This is a genomic window from Geodermatophilus tzadiensis, from assembly GCF_003002915.1.
Lineage (GTDB): Bacteria > Actinomycetota > Actinomycetes > Mycobacteriales > Geodermatophilaceae > Geodermatophilus > Geodermatophilus tzadiensis.
Genome location: NZ_PVTG01000004.1, coordinates 24893 through 45431, shown reverse-complemented (window position 1 = coordinate 45431; position 20539 = coordinate 24893). Strand labels below are relative to the sequence as shown.

General features: G+C 76.8%; 23 protein-coding genes. 11 read left to right on the top strand and 12 right to left on the bottom strand.

The window, feature by feature from the left end; genetic code table 11:
* The first annotated feature begins 34 nt into the window (after window positions 1-34).
* From LY71_RS23365 to LY71_RS07120, 4 genes are all read left to right on the top strand, one after another.
* Window positions 35-178: a hypothetical protein gene (locus LY71_RS23365; RefSeq protein ID WP_170121252.1), complete on the top strand. Its 144-nt coding sequence runs from the start codon at window positions 35-37 to the stop codon at window positions 176-178.
* Between the two features lie 169 nt (window positions 179-347).
* On the top strand, window positions 348-1589 hold the full coding sequence (mftD, locus tag LY71_RS07130; RefSeq protein ID WP_106276282.1) for a pre-mycofactocin synthase MftD: 1242 nt from the start codon (window positions 348-350) through the stop codon (window positions 1587-1589).
* 84 nt (window positions 1590-1673) lie between these two features.
* Window positions 1674-2663 (top strand): LLM class flavin-dependent oxidoreductase, encoded by a 990-nt coding sequence (locus LY71_RS07125; RefSeq protein WP_106276281.1) that lies wholly within the window; start codon window positions 1674-1676, stop codon window positions 2661-2663.
* A 78-nt stretch (window positions 2664-2741) separates the two neighbouring features.
* Window positions 2742-4391 (top strand): Na+/H+ antiporter, encoded by a 1650-nt coding sequence (locus tag LY71_RS07120; protein WP_106276280.1) that lies wholly within the window; start codon window positions 2742-2744, stop codon window positions 4389-4391.
* 10 nt (window positions 4392-4401) lie between these two features.
* On the opposite strand, the gene LY71_RS07115 is transcribed toward LY71_RS07120, so the two are convergent.
* Together LY71_RS07115 and mscL are read right to left on the bottom strand one after the other, a co-directional pair.
* Window positions 4402-5232, bottom strand: coding sequence for an alpha/beta hydrolase (locus LY71_RS07115; RefSeq protein WP_106276279.1), 831 nt, complete (start codon window positions 5230-5232; stop codon window positions 4402-4404).
* Between the two features lie 69 nt (window positions 5233-5301).
* The gene (mscL, locus tag LY71_RS07110) at window positions 5302-5712 is read right to left on the bottom strand and encodes a large conductance mechanosensitive channel protein MscL (protein ID WP_106276278.1); all 411 of its coding nucleotides are present in this window, start codon (window positions 5710-5712) and stop codon (window positions 5302-5304) included.
* Between the two features lie 205 nt (window positions 5713-5917).
* Between mscL and LY71_RS07105 the strand changes: the two genes are divergently transcribed.
* The 4 genes from LY71_RS07105 (at window position 5918) to LY71_RS07090 (ending at window position 8810) form a co-directional block, all read left to right on the top strand.
* Window positions 5918-6646, top strand: coding sequence for a GAF and ANTAR domain-containing protein (locus LY71_RS07105; RefSeq protein ID WP_106276277.1), 729 nt, complete (start codon window positions 5918-5920; stop codon window positions 6644-6646).
* Window positions 6643-7428 (top strand): MEDS domain-containing protein, encoded by a 786-nt coding sequence (locus LY71_RS07100; RefSeq protein ID WP_106276276.1) that lies wholly within the window; start codon window positions 6643-6645, stop codon window positions 7426-7428. The genes LY71_RS07105 and LY71_RS07100 overlap by 4 nt, the downstream gene beginning before the upstream one ends.
* The gene (locus tag LY71_RS07095) at window positions 7425-8339 is read left to right on the top strand and encodes a hypothetical protein (RefSeq protein WP_106276275.1); all 915 of its coding nucleotides are present in this window, start codon (window positions 7425-7427) and stop codon (window positions 8337-8339) included. The genes LY71_RS07100 and LY71_RS07095 overlap by 4 nt, the downstream gene beginning before the upstream one ends.
* Window positions 8340-8429: 90 nt before the next feature.
* Window positions 8430-8810: a hypothetical protein gene (locus LY71_RS07090; protein WP_106276274.1), complete on the top strand. Its 381-nt coding sequence runs from the start codon at window positions 8430-8432 to the stop codon at window positions 8808-8810.
* Window positions 8811-8922: 112 nt separating this feature from the next.
* Here the strand turns inward: LY71_RS07090 and LY71_RS07085 are convergent, their stop codons facing one another.
* The 7 genes from LY71_RS07085 to LY71_RS07055 form a co-directional block, all read right to left on the bottom strand.
* A complete protein-coding gene (locus LY71_RS07085; RefSeq protein WP_106276273.1) occupies window positions 8923-9507 on the bottom strand; it encodes a hypothetical protein in 585 nt (194 codons plus the stop codon).
* A gap of 103 nt (window positions 9508-9610) precedes the next feature.
* Complete coding sequence (locus LY71_RS07080) at window positions 9611-11032, bottom strand: NADP-dependent succinic semialdehyde dehydrogenase (RefSeq protein WP_106276272.1); 1422 nt, start codon at window positions 11030-11032, stop codon at window positions 9611-9613.
* 87 nt (window positions 11033-11119) lie between these two features.
* Window positions 11120-12541 carry a chromate efflux transporter gene (gene chrA / locus LY71_RS07075; RefSeq protein WP_106276271.1) on the bottom strand — a complete coding sequence of 474 codons (1422 nt, stop codon included), beginning with the start codon at window positions 12539-12541 and terminating at the stop codon, window positions 11120-11122.
* 15 nt (window positions 12542-12556) lie between these two features.
* The gene (locus tag LY71_RS07070; RefSeq protein ID WP_106276270.1) at window positions 12557-12988 is read right to left on the bottom strand and encodes a chromate resistance protein ChrB domain-containing protein; all 432 of its coding nucleotides are present in this window, start codon (window positions 12986-12988) and stop codon (window positions 12557-12559) included.
* The gene (locus LY71_RS07065; protein ID WP_245887737.1) at window positions 12985-13479 is read right to left on the bottom strand and encodes a Chromate resistance protein ChrB; all 495 of its coding nucleotides are present in this window, start codon (window positions 13477-13479) and stop codon (window positions 12985-12987) included. Before LY71_RS07065 ends, LY71_RS07070 begins: the two co-directional genes overlap by 4 nt.
* A 101-nt stretch (window positions 13480-13580) precedes the next feature.
* Window positions 13581-14756 carry an HNH endonuclease signature motif containing protein gene (locus LY71_RS07060; RefSeq protein ID WP_245887736.1) on the bottom strand — a complete coding sequence of 392 codons (1176 nt, stop codon included), beginning with the start codon at window positions 14754-14756 and terminating at the stop codon, window positions 13581-13583.
* A gap of 231 nt (window positions 14757-14987) precedes the next feature.
* Window positions 14988-15965, bottom strand: a complete 978-nt coding sequence (locus LY71_RS07055; RefSeq protein ID WP_106276267.1) for a sulfotransferase family protein — start codon at window positions 15963-15965, stop codon at window positions 14988-14990.
* 77 nt (window positions 15966-16042) lie between these two features.
* Here LY71_RS07055 and LY71_RS07050 point away from each other — a divergent pair, with 77 nt between their 5' ends.
* The 3 genes from LY71_RS07050 to LY71_RS07040 all read left to right on the top strand — a co-directional run bounded on the left by LY71_RS07050 (window position 16043) and on the right by LY71_RS07040 (window position 18150).
* A complete protein-coding gene (locus tag LY71_RS07050; protein ID WP_106276266.1) occupies window positions 16043-16954 on the top strand; it encodes a glycoside hydrolase family protein in 912 nt (303 codons plus the stop codon).
* 237 nt (window positions 16955-17191) lie between these two features.
* A complete protein-coding gene (locus LY71_RS07045; protein ID WP_211297190.1) occupies window positions 17192-17737 on the top strand; it encodes a cysteine dioxygenase in 546 nt (181 codons plus the stop codon).
* Window positions 17734-18150 (top strand): rhodanese-like domain-containing protein, encoded by a 417-nt coding sequence (locus LY71_RS07040; protein WP_211297189.1) that lies wholly within the window; start codon window positions 17734-17736, stop codon window positions 18148-18150. The genes LY71_RS07045 and LY71_RS07040 overlap by 4 nt, the downstream gene beginning before the upstream one ends.
* A 51-nt stretch (window positions 18151-18201) precedes the next feature.
* Here LY71_RS07040 and LY71_RS23360 read toward each other — a convergent pair whose 3' ends face one another.
* The 3 genes from LY71_RS23360 to LY71_RS07030 are packed head-to-tail and all read right to left on the bottom strand — an operon-like array spanning window position 18202 to window position 20483.
* Complete coding sequence (locus LY71_RS23360; protein WP_170121251.1) at window positions 18202-18378, bottom strand: hypothetical protein; 177 nt, start codon at window positions 18376-18378, stop codon at window positions 18202-18204.
* Window positions 18379-18387: 9 nt separating this feature from the next.
* A complete protein-coding gene (locus LY71_RS07035; RefSeq protein ID WP_106276265.1) occupies window positions 18388-19428 on the bottom strand; it encodes a glycosyltransferase in 1041 nt (346 codons plus the stop codon).
* Complete coding sequence (locus LY71_RS07030; RefSeq protein WP_106276264.1) at window positions 19425-20483, bottom strand: glycosyltransferase family 9 protein; 1059 nt, start codon at window positions 20481-20483, stop codon at window positions 19425-19427. The genes LY71_RS07035 and LY71_RS07030 overlap by 4 nt, the downstream gene beginning before the upstream one ends.
* Window positions 20484-20539 lie beyond the last annotated feature (56 nt).

Sequence of the window (20539 nt, the reverse complement as noted above, 5' to 3'; positions counted from 1 at the left end):
CGCGCCGTCGCCCGACGACCGGGGAGGACCCGTCATGACCCGCCTGCGCACCGCCCTCACCTCCGCCCGCGCCGCCCGTGCCCGCCGCCGGGACGACCGGGAGATCGCCCGCGCCCTCGCCGCCGCCCCGACGCTGGAGTCGGCGCACGAGATCGCCGCCCTCGCCACCCGCCGGTGAGCTCCCGCGCCGCTCCGCCGCGGCGCACCTCCCGACCCGACCCCGGAGCCCCTCGCTCCGGGGTCGTGCCGTCTCCGGGTGTGGTCTGCGTCATGTCCGCGCCGATAGGGTGGCTGGCACTCAGTGCCAGCCGGGCGGGTCCCGGCGGTCCGACCGAACGGAGACGACGGTGGCGAACGCGTGGTTCGAGACGGTGGCCGAGGCCCAGCGGAGAGCGAAGCGGCGGCTGCCCAAGGGCGTCTACGGCGCGCTGGTCGCCGGCTCCGAGAAGGGGCTGAGCACCGACGACAACCTGCGCGCCTTCGAGGAGCTCGGCTTCGCCCCGCACACGGCCGGCCTGTCCAACACGCGCGAGATGACCACCCGGGTGATGGGCCAGGACGTGTCCATGCCGGTGCTGATCAGCCCCACCGGGGTCCAGGCCGTGCACCCCGACGGCGAGGTCGCCGTCGCCCGCGCCGCCGCCGCCCGCGGCGTGGCGATGGGCCTGTCCTCCTTCGCCAGCAAGCCGGTCGAGGAGGTCGTGGCCGCCAACCCCAAGACGTTCTTCCAGATGTACTGGGTGGGCACCCGCGACGAGATGCTCGCCCGCATGGACCGCGCCCGGCGGGCCGGCGCCGTCGGCATGATCGCCACCCTCGACTGGTCGTTCGCCTACGGCCGCGACTGGGGCAGCCCGTTCATCCCCTCGAAGATCGACTTCGAGGCCGCCCGGAAGTACGCCCCACAGGTGCTCGTGCGCCCGCGCTGGCTGCTCGACTTCGCCCGCACCGGGCGCATCCCCGACCTCACCGTGCCCAACATGGTCGCCACCCCCGGGGAGGAGGCGCCCACCTTCTTCGGCGCCTACGGCATGTGGATGCAGTCGCCGATGCCGTCGTGGGAGGACGTCGCCTGGCTGCGGTCGCAGTGGGACGGGCCGTTCATGCTCAAGGGCGTCATGCGCGTCGACGACGCCCGCAAGGCCGTCGACGCCGGCGTCACCGCGATCTCGGTGTCCAACCACGGCGGCAACAACCTCGACGGCACCCCCGCCCCCATCCGCGCCCTGCCGGCGGTCGCCGAGGCCGTCGGCGACCAGGTCGAGGTGCTGCTCGACGGCGGCATCCGCCGCGGCAGCGACGTCGCCAAGGCCCTGGCGCTGGGCGCGCGGGCCGTGATGATCGGCCGCGCGTACCTGTGGGGGCTGGCCGCCAACGGCCAGGCCGGCGTGGAGAACGTGCTCGACCTGCTGCGCGACGGCCTGGGGTCGGCGCTGACCGGCCTGGCCCGCGAGTCCACCGCGGACCTCTCGCGCGACGACGTCGTGATCCCGCCCGGCTTCGAGCGGCGGCTCGGGGTCGCCGAGCCCGACGCCCCGGTCGAGACCACCCAGCCGCGCACCCGCACCCGCAAGGTCCAGCCCGCCTGAGGGGAATCCTCCGGGGCGGGTCGCGTTGCACCCTGCAACCAACGTGCACCGCGACGAACGCGCACCGCCCCGGAGGAACCCCTGATGCAGATCCCGCTGTCCGTGCTCGACCTCGCCCCCGTCGCCCGCGGCGAGACGGTGGGCAGCAGCATCGCCGCCAGCGTCGCGCTGGCGCAGCGGGCGGAGGAGACCGGGTACCGGCGGGTCTGGTACGCCGAGCACCACAACATGCGCCACATCGCCTCGTCGGCCACCAGCGTGCTGATCGCGCACGTCGGCGCGCACACCTCGACGATCCGGCTCGGCGCCGGCGGCGTCATGCTGCCCAACCACTCGCCGCTCACCATCGCCGAGCAGTTCGGCACCCTCGAGGCGATGTACCCCGGGCGGATCGACCTGGGCCTGGGCCGGGCGCCGGGCTCGGACCAGAACACCATGTACGCGCTGCGCCGCGACGCGAACTCCGCCGACCGCTTCCCGCAGGACGTGCTCGAGCTGCAGGGCTACCTGACCGGCCACTCCCGCGTCCCCGGCGTCGAGGCCGTCCCCGGCCGGGGGTCGGACGTGCCGCTGTACGTGCTCGGCTCCTCGATGTTCGGCGCGGGCCTGGCCGCCGCCCTCGGCCTGCCCTACGCCTTCGCCTCGCACTTCGCCCCGCAGGCCCTCGAGCCCGCGGTGGCCGCCTACCGCCGCGACTTCCGGCCCTCCGAGCAGCTCGACGCCCCCTACGTCATCGCCGGCGTCAACGCGATCGCGGCGGACTCCGCCGACGCGGCCCGCGCGGCGTTCGAGGCCACCCGGCGGCGGCTGGCCGTCGGGCTGTTCGGCCAGGGCCGCGACCTGACCGACGACGAGGCCGACCTGCTGCTCGCCTCGGGCGCCGGCGTGCACGTCGACCGGATGCTCACCCACACCGCCGCCGGCACCCCCGCCGAGGTGCGCGAGCAGCTCACCGCCTTCGCCCGGCTGGCCGACGCCGACGAGCTCATCGTCGCCCACCAGGCGCCGGGCACCGAGGAGCGGCTGCGCTCGGTCGACCTGGTCGCCGAGGCGATGTCCTCCGTCCCGGCGTAGTCCTCCGCCCCGGCGTGGTCCTGCCGTCCCGGCCCGCACCTGCCGGGGATCGGGAACCGGCTCGGGGAGGATGTCGCGGTGCACCCCGAGACCGTCCTGCTGCTCGTCCTGGCCGGCGTCGCGGTCGTCGTGGCCGCCCGGTGGCTGGGCGACCGGACCGGCCTGCCGTCGGCCGCGCTGCTCACCGTCGCCGGGCTGGTCTACGGGCTGCTGCCCGGACCGAACCTGGCCCTCGATCCCGAGTTCGTCCTCGCCGTGCTGCTGCCGCCGCTGCTCTACAGCGCCGCGCTGGACTCCTCGCTGATCGCCATCCGCGACAACCTGCGCACGGTGGTCGGCCTCTCGGTGCTGCTGGTGCTGGTCACCGCCATGGTCGTCGGCGTCGGGTTCGCGCTGTGGGTGCCCGGGGCGACGCTGGCCGCCGGCGTGGCGCTCGGCGCCGCGGTCGCCCCGCCCGACCCGGTGGCCGCGCTGGCCGTGGGCCGGCGGGTCGGGCTGCCGCCGCGGCTGGTCACGCTCATCCAGGGCGAGGGCCTGCTCAACGACGCCACGGCGCTCACCCTGCTCACCGTCGCGGTCGCGGCGGCCACCGGGAACGGCTTCTCCACCTGGTCGGCGCTGGGCCAGTTCGCGCTGGCGGCGGCCGGCGGCGTGCTGGCCGGCCTGGCCGTCGCCTACGGCATCCGGCCGCTGCGCCGGCTGCGCCGCGACCCGCTGTCGTCCAACGCGATCTCGCTGGCCACGCCGTTCGCGGCCTACCTGCTGGCCGAGTCGGTGCACGTGTCGGGCGTGCTCGCCGTCGTCGTCGCGGGGCTGGTCATCGGGCACAACGCGCCCTACTGGACCTCCGGCGCCACCCGGCTGCAGACCGACGCGGTGTGGCGGCTGGTCGACTTCCTGCTCGAGGGCGTGGTGTTCCTGCTCATCGGCAACCAGCTGCCGGCGGTCATCGGCGGGCTCGGCGAGCACGCGCCCTCGACCGTGGTCGTCGCCGCCGCGGTCACCGTCGGCGGGGTGCTGCTGGTCCGGCCGCTGTGGCTGTGGCTCACCGAGCACGCCCCGCGGGCGCTGCACCTGCGCCTGGGCGCCGGGCCCGAGGCCGAGGACGGCGACCCGCGCACCCTGCCGCGGCAGCTCTCGGGGCGGGAGATCACCGTGCTCAGCTGGGCCGGCACCCGCGGCGTGATCACCCTGGCGGCGGTCTTCACCCTGCCGCTGACCACCGACGCCGGGGAGCCCTTCCCCGCGCGCGACCTGCTGCTGTTCTGCGCGTTCCTCGCCGTGCTGGTCACCCTGGTCGGGCAGGGCACCACCTTCGCCCCGCTGGTCCGCCGGCTGGGGCTGCGGGCCGACGCGGCCGACGGCGCCCGGCTGCGCAACCAGGCGCGCGTCGCCGCCGTCGAGGCCGGCCTGACCCGGCTCGACGAGCTGCAGGCCGAGCAGCACGACCACGTCGACGACGCGGCGATCGAGTCGGTGCGCGCCGCCCTGCGCACCCGGCTGGACCGCTACCGGCGGCGGCTGGAGGTGCTCAGCGAGGCCGAGGGCGAGATCCCGATGTCGCCGCGGTACGAGGCGGCGCTGCGGGTGCGCCGGGCCGTCATCGACGCCGAGCGCGAGGAGCTGCTGCGCTGGCGCGACCTCGGCCGGCTGCCCGACGAGGGCCTGCGCACGCTGGAGCGCGAGCTCGACCACCAGGAGAACCTGCTGCCCTCCCGGCCCGCCTAGCGCGGGGTGCTCAGCGGGCCGGCCGGTGCGCGTCGAGCCAGGCGACGACGTCGGCGAGGACCTCGTCCTGCTCGGGCTCGTTGTGCGGCTCGTGGTAGAGCCCCTCGTAGACGCGCACCGTCAGGTCGGGCGAGCCGGCGTGCCGGCGCACCACCTCGCTGGCCGACGGCGGCATCAGCCGGTCGTCGCCGCCGTGCAGCACCAGCAGCGGCAGCCGCAGGCCGCGCAGCCGGTCGGGCATGCCGGCCGCGCCGGTCATGATCGCGTGGCCGGTGCGGGCGACCATCCTCCCGGTGTGGTTGAGCGGGTCGGTGCGGTAGGCGGCCACCACCTCGGGGTCGCGGCTGACCGTCTCCGCGTCGAGGGTGAGCACGCCCAGGCCCGGCGCCACCCGGGCGAGCAGCGGCGCGACCACCCGCTGCACCGGGGTGGCCGTGCTGGTGTCGAGGGCCGGCGCGGAGACCACGCCGCCGGCGACGCGCTCGTGCGGCTCGCCGGTGAGGTACTGCAGCGCGACCAGCCCGCCCAGGCTGTGGCCGTAGACGAACAGCGGGACGCCGGGGTGCCGGTCGGCGGCGGCCCGGGCGGTCGCGGCCACGCCCTCCACGGCGGCGGCCAGGCCGAGGATGTCGCCGCGCCGGCCCGGTGAGCGGCCGTGGCCGGGGTGGTCGGGGGCGTAGGACGCGTAGCCGGCCTCCCCCAGCCGCTGGGCCACGTGCGCGTAGCGGCCGCCGTGCTCGTGCGCGCCGTGCACCAGCACGACCACGCCGACCGGGTCGGGCACCGTCCAGCCCTGCCAGTACTGGCCCGTCGGCAGCGTCCCCTGCCCGTGTCGCGTCACGCGTCCTCCTCGTCGGTGCCGACCACCGGCGCGGAGGCTAACCGGCGGACCGGGACCGCGGCCCGCCGGTCAGGGCACGATCGGCTCGACGTCGCGGGTGCAGAACATGCAGACCGACGCGTCGACCGGGATGAAGCTCTTGCAGTGGTCGCACTCCCGGTTGCCCTGGGCGCCGGCGGTCTCGCGGCCGGTGGCCCGGCGGATCGCCTGGACGAGGAACATGATCGTCAGCGCCAGCAGCAGGAAGGACACCAGCGCGGTGAGGAACGACCCGTAGCGGATCTGCGACCCGTTGACGGTGAGCACGAGGGCGGTGAAGTCCGGCTGGCCGAAGACGGCGGCCACCAGCGGCAGGATGACGTCGCCGACCAGCGACTCGACCACCGTGGCGAAGGCGGCCCCGATCGCCAGGCCGACGGCCAGGTCGACGAGGCTGCCGGAGAAGGCGAAGTTGCGGAAGTTAGTCAGCAGCGTGCGCACGGGGTCCTCCCAGCCGGTCCGAGGAGCCGGAGCGTAGGGCGGCCGCGCGGGCCCGTGTGACCCGGACGGGTCACACACCGGAACTGCGCCGGGACCCGGGCGTGTCGCCGCCCCGAGTGGCACCATCGCGGGACAGCGGCGCGCTGGGTCGATCCCCCGGACCAGGGCGCACGAGACGCCGGGAGACCACCGGCTCGGAGGGCCTGTGCTTCCTACGACGACGAGACCCCACCTCCTCGGGAGCCGGCCCGACCTGGACGACTGGCTGGCCGCCGCGGCGGCCCGCTGGCACGCCGCCGACGACGCCGGCGCCGCCGTGCGCGCGGTGGTCACCGACCTCGCCGCGCTCCTGCCGGCCGACGCCGGCGTCTCGGTGGTGCTGCGCGGGGCGGGGCACCGGCCCCGCGACCCGGTCGCCAGCTGCGACCGGGCGGCCACCGTCGACGCCGCGCAGGTCGCCGGCGGCTCCGGTCCCCTGCTCGAGGCGCTCGGCGGCACGCCCGCAGGCAGTGCCGACCTCGCCGGTGACCCGCGCTGGCCGCAACTGGCCTGCGCCGCGGCCGCCACGGGGCTGCGGTCGGCGACCTGCCTGCCGCTGGACACCGGGCGCGAGGTGATCGGGGCGCTGTCGGTGTACGCCGCCGGGGAGGTGCCCGAGCGGACGGCGCTGGGCCCCGTGGCCGCGCACGCGGCCCTGGCGCTGCGCTCCGTCCAGCGCATCGAGCACCTGGCCGTGGCGCTGGCCAGCCGCGACGTCATCGGCCAGGCGAAGGGAGTGCTCATGGAGCGGTACCGGATCACCGCCGACGCCGCCTTCGGCATCCTCGTGCGCGCCTCACAGGACACCCACCGCAAGGTGCGCGACGTCGCCGCACTGGTCACCGAGACCGGGGAGGCACCGGCCGGCCCGCGGCCCGCGGACGACGGCCGGTGAGCCGCGGACGGCACGACTGGGTCGTCCTCGACAGCGAGGAGGCCCACGCCCAGGTGGTCGGCGACTTCGTCGTCGAGGGGGTGCGCGCCGGCGAGTGCGTGCTGCTGACCGGTCTGGGCAGCCGTGAGCCGCGGCTGTGGGCGCGGCTGCGGCGGGCCGGCGTGGTGGCACCGACCTGGGAGCCGAGCGCGACGACCGCGGTGCGGGTGGTGCCTCCCGACCCCGCCCGGCTGCCCGGCTACGTCGACGGCGCCCTGGCCGAGGGCTTTCCCGGTGTCCGGTTCAGCGGTGCCCTGGGGGCGGGCGACAACCCGTTCGAGGAGGTGGTCACCGAGCTGGCCGCCCGGGTGCCCCTGACGGTGCTGTGCCCCTACTTCCGCCACCTGCTGGTCCCCGGGCAGTCGGCCTCGCTGGCCGGCGCGCACGACCACGAGGTGGACGCGACCGCCCTCCACGACGACGGCACGTTCCGGCTGACCCGGACGCCGGAGGGCCTGCGGCTGGCCGGGGAGCTCGACTCGGGCAACGCCGACGCGCTGCGGGCCGTGCTGCGGGCCACGCCCCGGGGCGACGGACGGCCGGCCACCTGGGACGTCGCCGACCTGCGCTTCCTCGACGTCGGCGCGGCCGACTCGCTCGTCGCCGCGGCGGCGGGCCCGCCCGGGCTGGTGCTGGTCGGCGCCTCGCGGCTGACCTCCCGGCTGGTCCGGCTGCTCGCCACCCGCCATCCCGGCCGCTCGGTGCAGGTGGCCCAGGCCGACGGGAGCGGGAGCACGCGGTGAGGACGTCCGGCCCGGACCCCGGCGCGTGGCTGGCGCCGGTCCACCGGTGTGCGTTCCACAGCGGGTCCGCGCAGGCCGGCGCCATCGCCGCGGAGCTGTGCCGCCGGGCGCTGGCCGCGGGGGCGCCGGTGGTGGCGCACGTCGAGGACGCCGTCCGCCGGGTGGTGCGCGCCCACGTGCCGGACGCCGCGGTGGAGTTCGCCTCCCCGCAGGCGCTGCTGGAGTCGCCGATCGACGTGCTGGCCGAGGACTGGCTGCGGCACCGCTCCCGCGGCGCCGACGGGCCGGTCGCGGTGCTGTGCCAGCGGCCGATGGACGACCTCGCGGCGTGGCGACGCGCGGAGGAGCAGACCACCGTCGCCGTCGGCCTGGCGCCCCTGGCGGTGACCTGCCTGGTCGACAGCGTCGCCGCGCCGCCGGACGGCGTGGCGATGGCGCGCGGCACCCACCCGGTGCTGTGGCTCGACGGCCTGGACCTGCCCAACCCGGACCTCACGCTGGTCGCCGCGCCGAGCGACACCGTGCCGGTCACCTCCGCGGTGCTGGACCCGGACACCCCCGCGCACAACCGCCGGTGGTGGCACGACCGGCTGGCCGAGGCCGGGCTGAGCGAGCCGCGGCGCGACGAGCTGGTGCTGGTGCTGCACGAGGCGGTGATCGCCGCGGCGGCGCTCGACGGCGGGCCGGCCGGGGTCCCGGTGCGGCTGCACCACGCGGGGCCGGCCGTCGTCTGCGAGGTGCTCACCCGGCGGCCGTGCGAGCTGCTGCTGCCCTCGATGGTGCCCGCCGACCGCCGGCTGCTCATGCTGTGGCTGGCCGGCAAGGTGTCCCCGGCCGTGACGCTCGCCGCGGTGCCCGAGGGCGGCGGCGCCCGGTTCCTCGTCCGCTCCGAGCCACCCGACCAGGTCTGACGCGGCCGCGGTCACGGGTCGGCAACGGCGCGCCGGGGCCGCGCACCCCCAGCCGGGCGCCGTCGTTGCTGCCGGAGGGGTGGTCGAGGAGTGACCGAGCACGGGGGCGGCGAGGTGGTCGTGGGCACGGTGGACGCGCGGCGGCCGGCCGAGGTGCGGGCGTGGGTGCGCGAGCGGGCCGCGGCCGCCGGGTGCCCGCCCGCCGTGGCCGAGGAGCTCGTGCTGCTCGTGTCGGAGGTCCTGGTCGCCGGCGCCGCCCGCCCCGGCGCCGGGGACGGCGCCCGGCCGGTGCGCGCCGTCGCCGGCGGCCACGGCCTCACGGTCGAGGTGCTGGTGGCGACCCCGCTGCTGCCGCTACCCGGCGCGGACGCCCGGCTCGCGCTGGCCGCCGCGGCGGCGACCGCCACCGTCCTGGACGCCCGGCCCGCCGGCGACGGCGGCCAGTGGGTGCGGGTCACCGCCCGGACGTGACACCGGCCCGGCCCCCGTGCGGGGACCGGGCCGGCGACTCCGTCACGGAGGTGGCCCTCCTGCGGGGTCCCGCCGCGAGCCTGCGAGCGGTGGGGGGCAGGAGGGCGTTCTCCTAGTCCGGCAGGATGCGGCCGAGCAGGCCCTTGACCGTCGAGCCGAGCCGGTAGGACTGCACCAGCCAGGCGTTGCAGACGATGACCGCGCCGGCCAGTGTCGGGACGGCGGCCTGGGTGACCCGCTGCCGCGCCTGCCACTTCTTGATCTCCGCCGGCGTGCCGGCGGAGGGCAGGGTGGCGTCCTTGACCTCGAGGTCGCCGTTCCTGGCCGCCTGCTCGGCCAGCTTGCCGATCTGGGCGCCGGAGTAGGCGGCGTACGCGGTGGCCCCGGCGCCGGCCACGGTCAGCGCCGCCTTGAGGGCGCCGACCGTGCCGTAGCCCTTCTGCAGTGCGAGCCGCTGGCTGTTCGACCGGGTCAGCTGCAGGCCGGTGATGAGTGTGGCCGCGATCCCGCCGAACTGGGCCGGCTGGAAGCGGCTCCAGGCCGAACTGGCCACCCGGACCTTGTCGATCCCCGCGGTGAGGTCGCTGCCGGACTTGTTCACCCCGGCGATGCCCATCACCGAGCCGCCGAACCAGAGGGCGGTGCCGAGGTCGTGCACCGCCTGGACCACGAAGCGGTTGTCGGTCGTCGTCGTCATCGGTCCTCCTGTCGAGCGCCGTCGACGTCCCACTGCTCAGGAGCCCGGTCGCGTCCCGCGACGGCTACCCCGCAGCACGGAGCGGGGAAACGGCCCGGCCGGCTCACTCCGAGGCGCTGGCCGTGGTGCCCTCCGCCTGCTGGCTGCTGCGCGGGCCGATCCACACGGTCTTGGCGTTGGTGAACTCGTACATGCCGAGCTCGGTCAGCTCCCGGCCGTAGCCGCTCTGCTTGACCCCGCCGAAGGGCAGCTCGGGGTAGCTGGTGACCATCCCGTTGACGAACGCCATACCCGCCTGCACGTCGCGGATGAAGGTGGCGCGCTCCTGCTCGTCCTCGCTCCACAGGTTGCTGCCCAGGCCGTAGGGGTGGCTGTTGGCGATCTCGATGGCCTCCTCGAGGGAGTCGACGGTCCACAGCGCCGCGACCGGGCCGAAGACCTCCTCGTCGTAGAGGTCCATCTCGGGGGTGACGCCGGTGAGCAGGGTCGGCCGGTAGAACCAGCCGGGCCCGTCGACCCGCTCGCCGCCGGTGACGACGGTGGCGCCCTTCGCGATGGCGTCGGCCACGTACTTCTCGACGTCCTCCCGGCCGGACTCGGTGGCCAGCGGGCCGACCTGGGTGTCCTCGGCCATCGGGTCCCCGACGACGAGCGCCGACAGCTTCTCGGCGAACAGCCGGGTGAACTCCTCGGCGACGTCGCGGTGCGCGAAGAACCGCTTGGCGGCGATGCAGCTCTGCCCGTTGTTCTGGCAGCGCGCGGTGACGGCGACCTCGGCGGCGCGGTCGAGGTCGGCCGACGGCATGACGATGAAGGGGTCGCTGCCGCCGAGCTCGAGCACGGTCTTCTTGAGCACGTCGCCGGCGATCGAGGCGACCGACTGGCCGGCCGGGGCGCTGCCGGTGAGGGTGGCGGCGGCGACCCGGTCGTCGCGCAGCACCCGCTCGACGGTCTTCGAGCCGACGAGCAGCGTCTGGAACACGTCGGCGGGGAAGCCGGCCTTGCGGAACAGCTCCTCGATGTAGAGCGCGGTCTGCGGCACGTTGCTGGCGTGCTTGAGCAGGCCGACGTTGCCGGCCATCAGCGCCGGCGCGGCGAAGCGCATGGCCTGCCACAGCGGGAAGTTCCAGGGCATGACCGCGAGCACGACGCCGATCGGCTGGTGCACCACGTAGGCGTCCTCCGCGCCGACGGCGCCGGCGTCGGCCGGGCGCGGCTCGAGCATCGCCGGGCCGTGCTCGGCGTAGTAGCGCAGCCCCTTGGCGCACTTGCCGACCTCGGCCTTCGCCGCGGCCAGGGTCTTGCCCATCTCGGTGACCATGAGCTCGGCGACGGCGTCGGTGTCGCCGTCGAGCACGTCGGCGGCCGCGCGCAGCCAGCCGGCGCGTTCCTGCGGGCTGGTCAGCCGGTAGGCGCGGAACGCCTCGACGGCCCGCCCGATCCGCTCGTCGACGGCGTCGTCGGTCAGCGGCTCGTAGGTCTTGAGCGTCTCGCCGGTGGCCGGGTTGATCGTCGCGATGGCCATGTCGGTCCCTCCCGTCCGCGGCGCGCGGGCTGCACGCCTCTCCGGGAGGGGGCCCTACCCGTCTGCGGGCCGGTCACCCACGGCGGCTCAGCCGACCGGCAGGCCCGCCAGCCCGGCCACCAGGCCGAGGGCGGCGCACAGCCCGAGGGTGCGCAGCACCGACCACCGCAGCCGGAACAGCAGGACGGCGGCGACCGCGGCGATGACCACCGCCACCGGCCGCACGCTGGTCGGGTCGGGCAGCTCCAGCGCCAGCGGACCGGCCGTTCCGGTGTCGGAGAACAGCGTGTGGACGGCGAAGTACAGGCCCAGGCTGGCGATGACGCCGACCACCGCCGCGGTGATGCCGGTCAGCGCCGACGACAGCGACCGGTTGCCGCGCAGCCGCTCGATGTAGGGGGCGCCCAGCAGCACGAAGAGGAAGCTCGGCACGAACGTCACCCAGGTGACCAGCAGCGAGGCCACGACCGCCGCGGTCCACGGGTCGAGCCCGCCGGGGGCGCGGAAGGCGCCGAGGAAGGCGACGAACTGCACCACCATGATCAGCGGCCCGGGCGTGGTCTCGGCCAGCGCGAGCCCGCGGACCATCTCACCGGGGGCCAGCCAGCCGTAGGTGGTGACGGCGGCCTGCGCGACGTAGGCCAGCACCGCGTAGGCGCCGCCGAAGGTGACCACCGCGGCGCCGGAGAAGAACAGCCCCTGCTGGGTCAGCGTGCTGCCCGCGCCGGTGAGCAGCGCGACCGCGGCGACCGGCACGCCCCAGGCGAGCAGCCCGACGGCGAGCACGGTGAGGGTGCGGCGGGCGGTGGGGCGCTCGGCGTGCAGGGCGTCGTCGGCGATGACCGGCGGCGGGCCGTCGTCGGCCGGCGCGGGGTGTGCGACGGCCGCGGGCCGCCGGCGGCCGAGCAGCCACCCGGCCAGGCCCGCCACCAGGACGACGACGGGGAACGGGACGGCGAACAGCGCCAGCGCGAGGAAGGCGGCCACGGCGATGGCGACCAGGGCCCGCCCGGTGAGCGCCCGCCTCGCGACGCGCTGCACCGCCTGGGCGACGATCGCGACCACGGCCGGTGCCAGGCCGGCGAACAGCGCGGTGACCGCCACCGTGCTGCCGAAGGCGACGTACACCGCCGACAGCGCCAGCAGGGCGAGCACGCCGGGGAGGACGAACAGGCCGCCCGCGACCAGGCCGCCCCGGGTGCCGTGCAGCAGCCAGCCGACGTAGGTGGCCAGCTGCTGGGCCTCGGGGCCGGGCAGCAGCATGCAGTAGTTCATCGCGTGCAGGAACCGGCGCTGGCCGATCCAGCGGCGCTCGTCGACCAGCTCGCGCTGCATGACCGCGATCTGCCCGGCCGGGCCGCCGAAGGTCTGCAGGGAGACGAGGAACCAGGCGCGGACGGCGGTGCGGAACGGCGGCACCGCGGTGGCGGGGGCCGGTGCGGGCTCCGGTGCGGGCTCCGCGCCAGGGGTCGGTGCGGTGGCCGGGGCGGGGGTGGGCTCGGGGGTCACGGGTCTCCGTCGGGGTCAGGCCGGTTCGCGGCCGAGCAGCAGGCGGCGGCGGGTGAACTCGTAGAGGCCGTCGAACAGCGGGCCGGAGACGGCGAGGGTGCGCTCGTCGTCGCCGGTCATCGACAGGCCCCGCAGCAGGACGTCGAGGCCGGGCGCCTCGGGGGCGTCGAAGAGGCCGTCGTCGAGGTCGGCCTCGTGGACGATCTCGCCGATCCGCCACAGCACGGGGTCGTCGAGGCCGTGCACGCGCAGCACCGTCTCGAAGGAGCAGTCGCCGCCCACGTGGCCGAGCGCCGCGCCGCGCATGTCGAACGCCGTGGCGTCGGCCGGGACGTCGGCGGGGTCGGCGACGAAGACGAACTCGGCGCCGGGGTCGACGAACCGGCGGATGAGCCAGGCGCAGGCGGCGCGGTCGACGTGCACGCCGGCGCGGGTCGCCCACCTCACCGGGCGCTCCCCACCTGGTCACCGGTCGGGGCGACAGCCTCGGCCAGGGCGCGGAGTGCGGCGGCCGCGGCGTCCTTCTCGGCCGGCGGGAAGAAGTCGCGGCGGCCGATGGCCCGCCACTCGCCGCGCAGCCGGCGCAGCGCCCGGGACCGCTCGGCGTCCGGCGCCCCGAGCGCGGCAGCCGCCTCCACGGCCAGTTCCCGGTACTCCTCCGCGCGGGCGGCGGCCATCCCGGCGGCGAGCTCGCGCTCCTGGGCGGTGGTGCTCGGGCGGGCGGTCCAGATGCCCGCCGTCCCCCCTGCGGCGAGGACGTCGTCGGCCAGCCACTCCAGCGACTCGCGGGTGCGGGCGTCGGCGGGGAGCGCCACGACACCGTCGGCGAGCTGGGCGACGCCGAGCCGGCGCAGCCGCCGCCACAGCGTCGTCCGCGGGCCCGAGGGCTCCCGCGGCAGCCGGTAGGAGAGCAGCACCCACTCCCCCGTCGTCGTCACGGCGCAGATGCAACCACGGTTGCAGGACGTCGTCCAGTGCGCAGGGGCGGTCGTCGACCGCGCGAGGCGTCAGCGGTGGCCGTGCCCGGTCGCGGGGTCCGTCAGGCGGCGGGTTGCCGCAGTGGTGGTGCGGTGCGGATCTCGGTGCCGTCGGGTCGCCAGGTGCGCCACCGGCCTTCCGGTTGTCGCTGCACCCGGAAGCCGTGGTGGACCTTAGTGTGGTGCCGCTCGCACAGCAGCGCGGAGTTCTCGAGATTGGTCTCGCCGCCGTCGAGCCAGTGCACCAGGTGGTGCACCTCCGCCCACCACGTCGGTGCTGCGCAGCCGGTGAACACGCAGCCGCCGTCGCGCAGCTCCACCGCGCGGCGCAGGTGCCGGTCGGCCAGCCGGTGTTCCCGGCCCAGGTCCAGCGGGGCCCCGTCGGGACCGAACACGACGCGGGAGACGGTCGCGTCGCAGGCCAGCCAGCGGGCCCGGGCGGCGGAGATGACCGCACCGAACCCCATCCGTCCCGCCTCCGGACCGGTGGCCGGGTCGGCCAGGTCCTCGAGGTCGATGACGACGGCGACGTGCGGCTTCACCGTCCGCAGGGTGGGCAGCGAGCCGGCGGCCAGGGTGGTGTCGCACAGCTGCACCAGCGCGTCGCCGAGGCGCTGGGCGCGGCTGCGCTCGTCCCCGACGGGACGGTCGGCCTGCACGAAAGACTCCAGCGCCGCCTGCAGCTTCTCCCCACCGACCGCGTCGAGCTCGCCCCGCAGGGACAGTGACCCGTCGGCGTGCTTCGCCAGCGTCAACCGCCGGCCCTCGGTGGGGTCGGGCTCGGGCCCGTCGGGATCGAGCCGGGTCAGGTAGTGGCGCACGACGGTGACGAAGTCGGCGTAGCGCTGCTCGATCGCGGCACCGGTGAGCACCGCATCGATCTCGGCCAGCTCCACCCCGCGCTCGGCCGCCGCGGCCAGCCGCTCCGGCGTCAGCGCGGTCGCGGCGACGGCCACGTGCTCGGCGCCGACCAGGCCGGCGTCGTGCGCCTCGGCCAGGGCGGGCAGGTGGTCGAGCACCCGGCCGTTGCCCACGATCCGGGCGGCCGCGGCGGCCGGGAGCCGGCAGTGCCCGGGCAGCCAGGAGCGCATGCTCTTCAGCCCGTCGCGCTCGGCGGCCTGCCGGTGCTCCGCCGCCCGCACCAGGCGGGCCAGCCGGGCGTCCTCGCGGTTGCGAGCGGCGACGGCCGCGGCGATCGCGTCGAGCAGCTCGCCGTCGGACAGACTATCCGCATCCACCGCCGTACCGCTCGAACACATGTACGGATACTACCGCCGACAGGGTCTCGCCGCGACGTGTATCCGCAGCTCAGAGCCGATATCCACAGATCGAGAGGGCGGCTTGACGGGTCGCGGAACGCCCGCAACCCCCGCCGTGATCGTCTCCGATGGGGACGCGCGGGCCGAACCAGCGCCGTGGCTCGGCGGCCGAGCCGCCGAGATCGGAGCCGCCCCCACGCGCCTCTCGCCTCAGGCCTGGGTCGGGCGGCGGGAGCGGAAGTCGCCGCGGCCGGTGTCGCGGCGCCAGTCTTCGAAGGACTCGCCGGTCAGCTCCTCCAGCAGCGCGACGTCGGGCAGCAGCGGGGCCAGGACGGCGCGGCGCACGTCGACCGGCAGCGGCGGCCGCGGCGCGCGACCGGCGTGCAGCGCCGCGAGCAGCGGCCGCGACACCTGCCGCCACACCTCCGGTGGGGCGTAGGCGCCGAGCGCCGCGCCGGCGCGGGCGACCCGGGCCAGCGCCCGGTAGCGCGGCGTGTCGGGGACGTACGGCTTCACGTTCTCCGGCGCGACGGTGTGCGCCACCCCCGGCTCGACGCCCAGGAAGTCGCTGACCCGGTCGAGCGTCTCCCGCGGGGTGTCCACCAGCTGCCGGTAGCGCAGCAGCAGCACCTGCGACCGCGGCAGCAGCGCGTACAGGTCGCGCAGCTGCTCGCCGTAGCGGCCCAGCCCGCGGTAGTGCCAGAACGGCGCCCAGCCGGCGACGACCCGCGACTCCTCCAGCTCCACGGCCCGCGCGAAGTCGGCCTCGGGCTCCAGCCCGTCGGCGCGCAGGTGCACCCAGTTCGACCACGCCCGGTCCACCGGGTCCCGCACGACCGCGATGACGCGCACGTCGGGGACGTCGGCGACCAGCCGCCGCTGCGCCGCCCGGTCGTGGAGGTAGAACGGCGTGCTCTCCCCGCGCACGGTCCCGGGCGGGGCGCCGTCGAACAGCCGCAGGTAGTCCTCGCGGCGCCACACCCACTCCCGCGCGCTGTGCGCGTCGCCCGGTCCGCGCTGGCCGCTGCGCGGCGGCGGCCGGCCGTCGGTCAGGTAGTACTTCGGCTCCTTGACCGGCGACAGGGAGAGGCCCGGGTGGGTGGCCAGGGCCGCGTGCAGCGCCGTCGTCCCGGCCTTCGGTGCTCCGGCGATGACGAACTGCGGCAGCCGGTCGGCGTCGTCGCTCATCGGTCCCCTCCTCGTCCCGGGTGGTCCGGGGTGTACACACGGGGCTCCCCGCCCGAACCCGAGATCGGAGCCCCCGCGTGACCTCGCCAGCGCCCCGCCCGCCGTCGCCCGACCGCTTCTGGGCCGACGCGCAGGTCGTCGTCGAGCCGGAGGACCCGCGCCCGGGCTCGTGGGCCGGCGGCCCGTCGGCGCAGCTGGTCGACGGCACCTGGTGGCTGGCCTACCGGCTGCGCCGCCCGGTCGGCGAGGGCCGCGGCTTCGGCAACGTGGTGGCGCGGTCGGACGACGGCGTGCGCTTCGAGCCGGTCGTCGCCGTCGGCAAGGAGCGGTTCGGCGCCGAGTCGCTCGAGCGCCCCGCCCTGGTGCACACGCCCGAGGGCCACTGGCGGCTCTACGTCAGCTGCGCGACGCCGGGCACGAGGCACTGGCGGGTCGACCTGCTCGAGGCCGACACCGTCGAGGGGCTGGCCACCGCGGAGGCGCGCACCGTGCTCCCCGGCAGCGCCACCGACGCGCCCAAGGACCCGGTGGTCCGCTGGGACGGCGGCGAGTGGCACCTGTGGGCGTCGGTGCACCCGCTCGACGACCCCGACGCCACCGACCGGATGACCACCGAGCACGCCACCAGCCCCGACGGCGTCGACTGGACCTGGCGCGGCACCGCGCTGGCCGGCAGGCCCGGCAGTTGGGACGCCCGCGGGGTGCGGTTCAGCGCGGTCGTCCTCGACGGCCCGCGCACCTGGGCGCTCTACGACGGCCGGGCCACCGCGGCGGAGAACTGGGAGGAGCGCACCGGGCTGGCCGAGCACGACGGCGAGGGCGGCTTCCGCGCCGCGGCCGGCGGGCCGTACCTGCAGAGCCCGCACGCCCCGCACGGGCTGCGCTACGCCGACGTCGTCGCGCTGCCGGACGGCGGGGCGCGGTGGTTCTACGAGGCCACCCGCGCCGACGGCGCGCACGAGCTGCGGACCGTCGTCCTCCCCGCCTGAGCGGCCGGGGCTCGGGCGACCAGGCATCCCACCACCCCTCAAAGCGCACCAATCCGGTCGACTTGACACACTATGCCGCGCCGGGGTCACATGAGCGCGTGGCCCCCGCCCTGACGCTCACCCGCCGGTCCGCCGTGGACCTGCTGCGGGTCGCCAGCGCGCTGTGTCCGGCCGCCTGAGCGCCGACACCCACTCCCTCTGCGCCCACCGCGGCGCGCCCTGCTCAGGAGAACCCCCGTGACCTCGCTGCTGTCCCCTGCCCGCACCACCGCCCGCACCACCGCCCGCGCCACCTCCGTCACCGCGGTGGCCGCCGCCCTGCTCGCCGTCTCCGACGCCTGGCTGCCCCGCGTCGAGTACCGCGAGACCAGCCGCTGGACCGGCCTGCTGCCGACCGCCGACGCCGCCGACCTGCTCGACCCCTCCCTGCACGCCGACCTGGCCGCCGCGCAGGTGTGGCTGCTCACCTGGCTGCCCGGCCAGGGCACGCCGCTGCACGACCACGGTGGCTCCGCCGGGGCCTTCGCGGTCGTCGGCGGGGTGCTCACCGAGGACGTCGTCGGCGGCCGCCCGGGCGACGTCCGCGAGGCGGCCACGGAGCTGTGGGCCGGGCGGGTGCGCCCGTTCGGCCCCCACCACGTGCACCGGGTGACCAACCGCGGGACGCTGCCCGCCGTGAGCGTGCACGTCTACCGTCCCCGGCTGACGCAGATGACCGGCTACCGCCTCGAGGCGGGCACCCTGCTGTCCACCGGCACCGAGCAGGCCGGCGTCGACTGGTGAGCGGGCCGGGACCGCGCCCGCCGGGCGCCAGGAGCGTCGACCAGCTGCTGGCCGAGGCGCGCGAGCGGATCACGCGGGTCACGCCGGCGGAGGCCGCGCGGCGGGTGGCCGACGGCGCGGTGCTCGTCGACATCCGGCCGCAGTGGCAGCGCGAGGCCGACGGCGAGGTGCCCGGCGCGGTCGTCGTCGAGCGCAACCACCTCGAGTGGCGGTTCGACCCGGAGAGCGACGCCCGCCTGCCGCAGGCCACCGGCTACGACGTCGACGTGGTCGTGCTGTGCCAGGAGGGCTACACCTCCAGCCTGGCCGCCGACGCGCTGCGCTCCCTCGGCCTGGCGAAGGCCAGCGACGTCATCGGCGGGCACCGCGCCTGGGTGGCCGACGGGCTGCCCAGCACCGGGGGAACCGCCTAGACCGGTCCGGGGACGGCGGCGCGCGACGGAGGCCGCCGCCGTCCCCGCACCTCAGCTCTTGCTCTTGCCCTGCGCGCTGGAGTGCTCGTGCCGGTCGTCGCCCTTCCGGACGTGGGACGTCTGCTTCGAGGCGCCGGTGGTCACGCCCGCCTCGCTGGGTGACATGCCCTCCTTCTTCGCCTGCCGTGCGGCGGCTCGCTGGGCGTCGGCGTCGTTGTTCTTGCTCATGCCGGGCGGTTACCCGGCGGCGCCGCCCGCCACGCCGGAGAGCACCGCGTAGGTGCGCCGGGCCATGAGGGCGGCGTCGAGGTCGCGCACCGCCCGCGCCCGGGCCCGGGCCCCGAGGTCGGCCCGCCGCGCCGGGTCGGCGAGCAGTTCGCCGATCGCGCGGGCCAGCGCGGTGGCGTCGTCCACCGGCACGACGACGACGTCCTCCCCCGCCACGCGGCGGACCTCGCCGACGTCGGTGCTCACGCACGGCAGACCCTCGGCCATCGCCTCGACGAGCACCAGCGGCCCGGCCTCCACCCGCGAGGAGACGACGAACAGGTCGAGGCCGGCGAGGAAGGCGCGCGCGTCCTCGACCCAGCCCGGGAAGGTGACCGGCAGGCCCGCGGCGGCGGCACGCAGCGCCTCCTCGTCGCGGCCGGCGCCGCCGATGACGGCCTCGAACGGGACGTCGAGCCGGCGCAGCGCCTCGAGCAGCACGTCGAAGCCCTTCTGCGCGGTCAGCCGTCCGAAGGCGCCGATCCGCGGGACCGCACCGCCGGCCGGGCCGGCCGGGTCCGGCGGCAGGTCGGCGCCGTTGGGCACCACGTGCGCCCGCACCGGGTCGACGCCGAGCTCGCCGACCAGCTGGTCGCGGCCCTCCGTCGACGGGCTGACGACCGCGGCCAGCCGCCGGTAGAGGTCGCGCAGCGCCGCCCGCTCCTCCCCCGTCCGCACGTCGCCGACCAGGTGCAGCACGCCGACGGTGGGCGCCACGGCCTGCGCGGCGGCGACGGCGGCGGCGTTGGAGGCGGGGTCGACGAGGTTGACCACCACGACGTCGGGGCGCTGGGCGGCCAGCGCCTCGCGGGTCGCCGGTGCCGCCGCGGTGTGCCGGGTCAGCGGGACGACGGCGCGGTCGACGTCCAGGGACGCGAACCCCGGCGCCACCGGTTCGGCGCACACCAGCGACGCCGTCGCGCCGCAGGCGGACGCACGGCGCAGGTGGTGGGCCAGCCAGACCTCGGCCCCGCCCCAGCCGTCGGAGTCGGCGACGAACGAGACCCTCACGAGGCGGCCAGCTCCAGCGCGGCGCCGGCCACCGCGGCCGGCTCGACGGTCAGCGCGCAGCGGAACTCGATGGGGCAGGCCAGGTGCGGGCAGGGCGCGCAGGCGACCGTCGGCGTCAGCGCCCGGTGCCGCGGGCCGGGGTGCGCCCAGCGCACCGGGTCGCCGGGCAGGAAGACGGTGACGCTGCGGGCGCCGACGGCGGCGGCCAGGTGCGCCGAGCCGGTGTCGTTGCCCACCAGCACCGCGCTGTCGCGCAGCAGCGCGGCCAGCCCGCCCAGGCTGGTGGCGCCGGTGAGGTCCACGGCCGGGGCGCGCATCGCCGCGACCACCCGCGCGGAGACGTCCCGCTCGGCGGGCACCCCGGTGACGACGACCGTGAGCCCCTCGGCGGCCAGCGCGTCGCCCACCGCGGCGTAGCGCCCGACCGGCCAGCGGCGGGTGGGCGCCGACGCGCCGGGGTGCAGCACGGCGTACCGGCCGCGCTCGAGGCCGCGCGCGGCGAGGGTGGCGGCGTGCTCGGCCTCGTCGTCGGGCGTGAGCGGGAAGCCCATGACCGCCTCGCCACCGGGCGGCAGGCCCAGGTGCTCGAGCAGCGCGACGTGCCGGTCGGCCTCGTGCAGGTGCAGCGGGTAGCGCAGGTGCAGGGCCTCCGTGCCGGCCGGCGGGTCCCAGCCGGTGGGCGCGAACCCGCCGGTGAGCCGGGCGCCGAGCGCGGCGGCGACCCCGTTGGCGGCCGGCCGGTCGCCGTAGGCCTGCAGCGCCAGGTCGAACCCGCGGGCGCGGGCGTCGGCGGTGAACGGTGCCCAGCCGGCGGCGTCGACCGGGCCGTCGGGGACGCCCGCCACGCCGGGGAAGGGCAGCAGCGCGACGGGCACGCCGAGCCGCTCGACCACCGGCGCCATGCGGCCGAACGTCACCAGGGTGACCTCGACGTCGGGCCGCGCCGCGCGCAGCCGCCGCAGCGCCGGCACGGTGCACAGCAGGTCCCCCAGCCCCACCCGCAGCCGCACGAGGGCGACGCGGCGGACGGCGGGGTCGGCGAGCGGCGGGGTCACCCGCGCCCCCTTCCCGTGCTGTGTCGCGGACTAACCCGTGGTGCACTACGAGTCCT

Bases quoted from the DNA above. Each gene is read 5' to 3' on its own strand.
- LY71_RS07055 (WP_106276267.1), bottom strand. From the start codon at position 15,965: ATGAGCGACGACGCCGACCGGCTGCCGCAGTTCGTCATCGCCGGAGCA.
- LY71_RS07125 (WP_106276281.1), top strand. From the start codon at position 1,674: ATGCAGATCCCGCTGTCCGTGCTCGACCTCGCCCCCGTCGCCCGCGGC.
- LY71_RS07085 (WP_106276273.1), bottom strand. From the start codon at position 9,507: ATGACGACGACGACCGACAACCGCTTCGTGGTCCAGGCGGTGCACGAC.
- LY71_RS23365 (WP_170121252.1), top strand. From the start codon at position 35: ATGACCCGCCTGCGCACCGCCCTCACCTCCGCCCGCGCCGCCCGTGCC.
- LY71_RS07080 (WP_106276272.1), bottom strand. From the start codon at position 11,032: ATGGCCATCGCGACGATCAACCCGGCCACCGGCGAGACGCTCAAGACC.
- LY71_RS23360 (WP_170121251.1), bottom strand. From the start codon at position 18,378: ATGAGCAAGAACAACGACGCCGACGCCCAGCGAGCCGCCGCACGGCAG.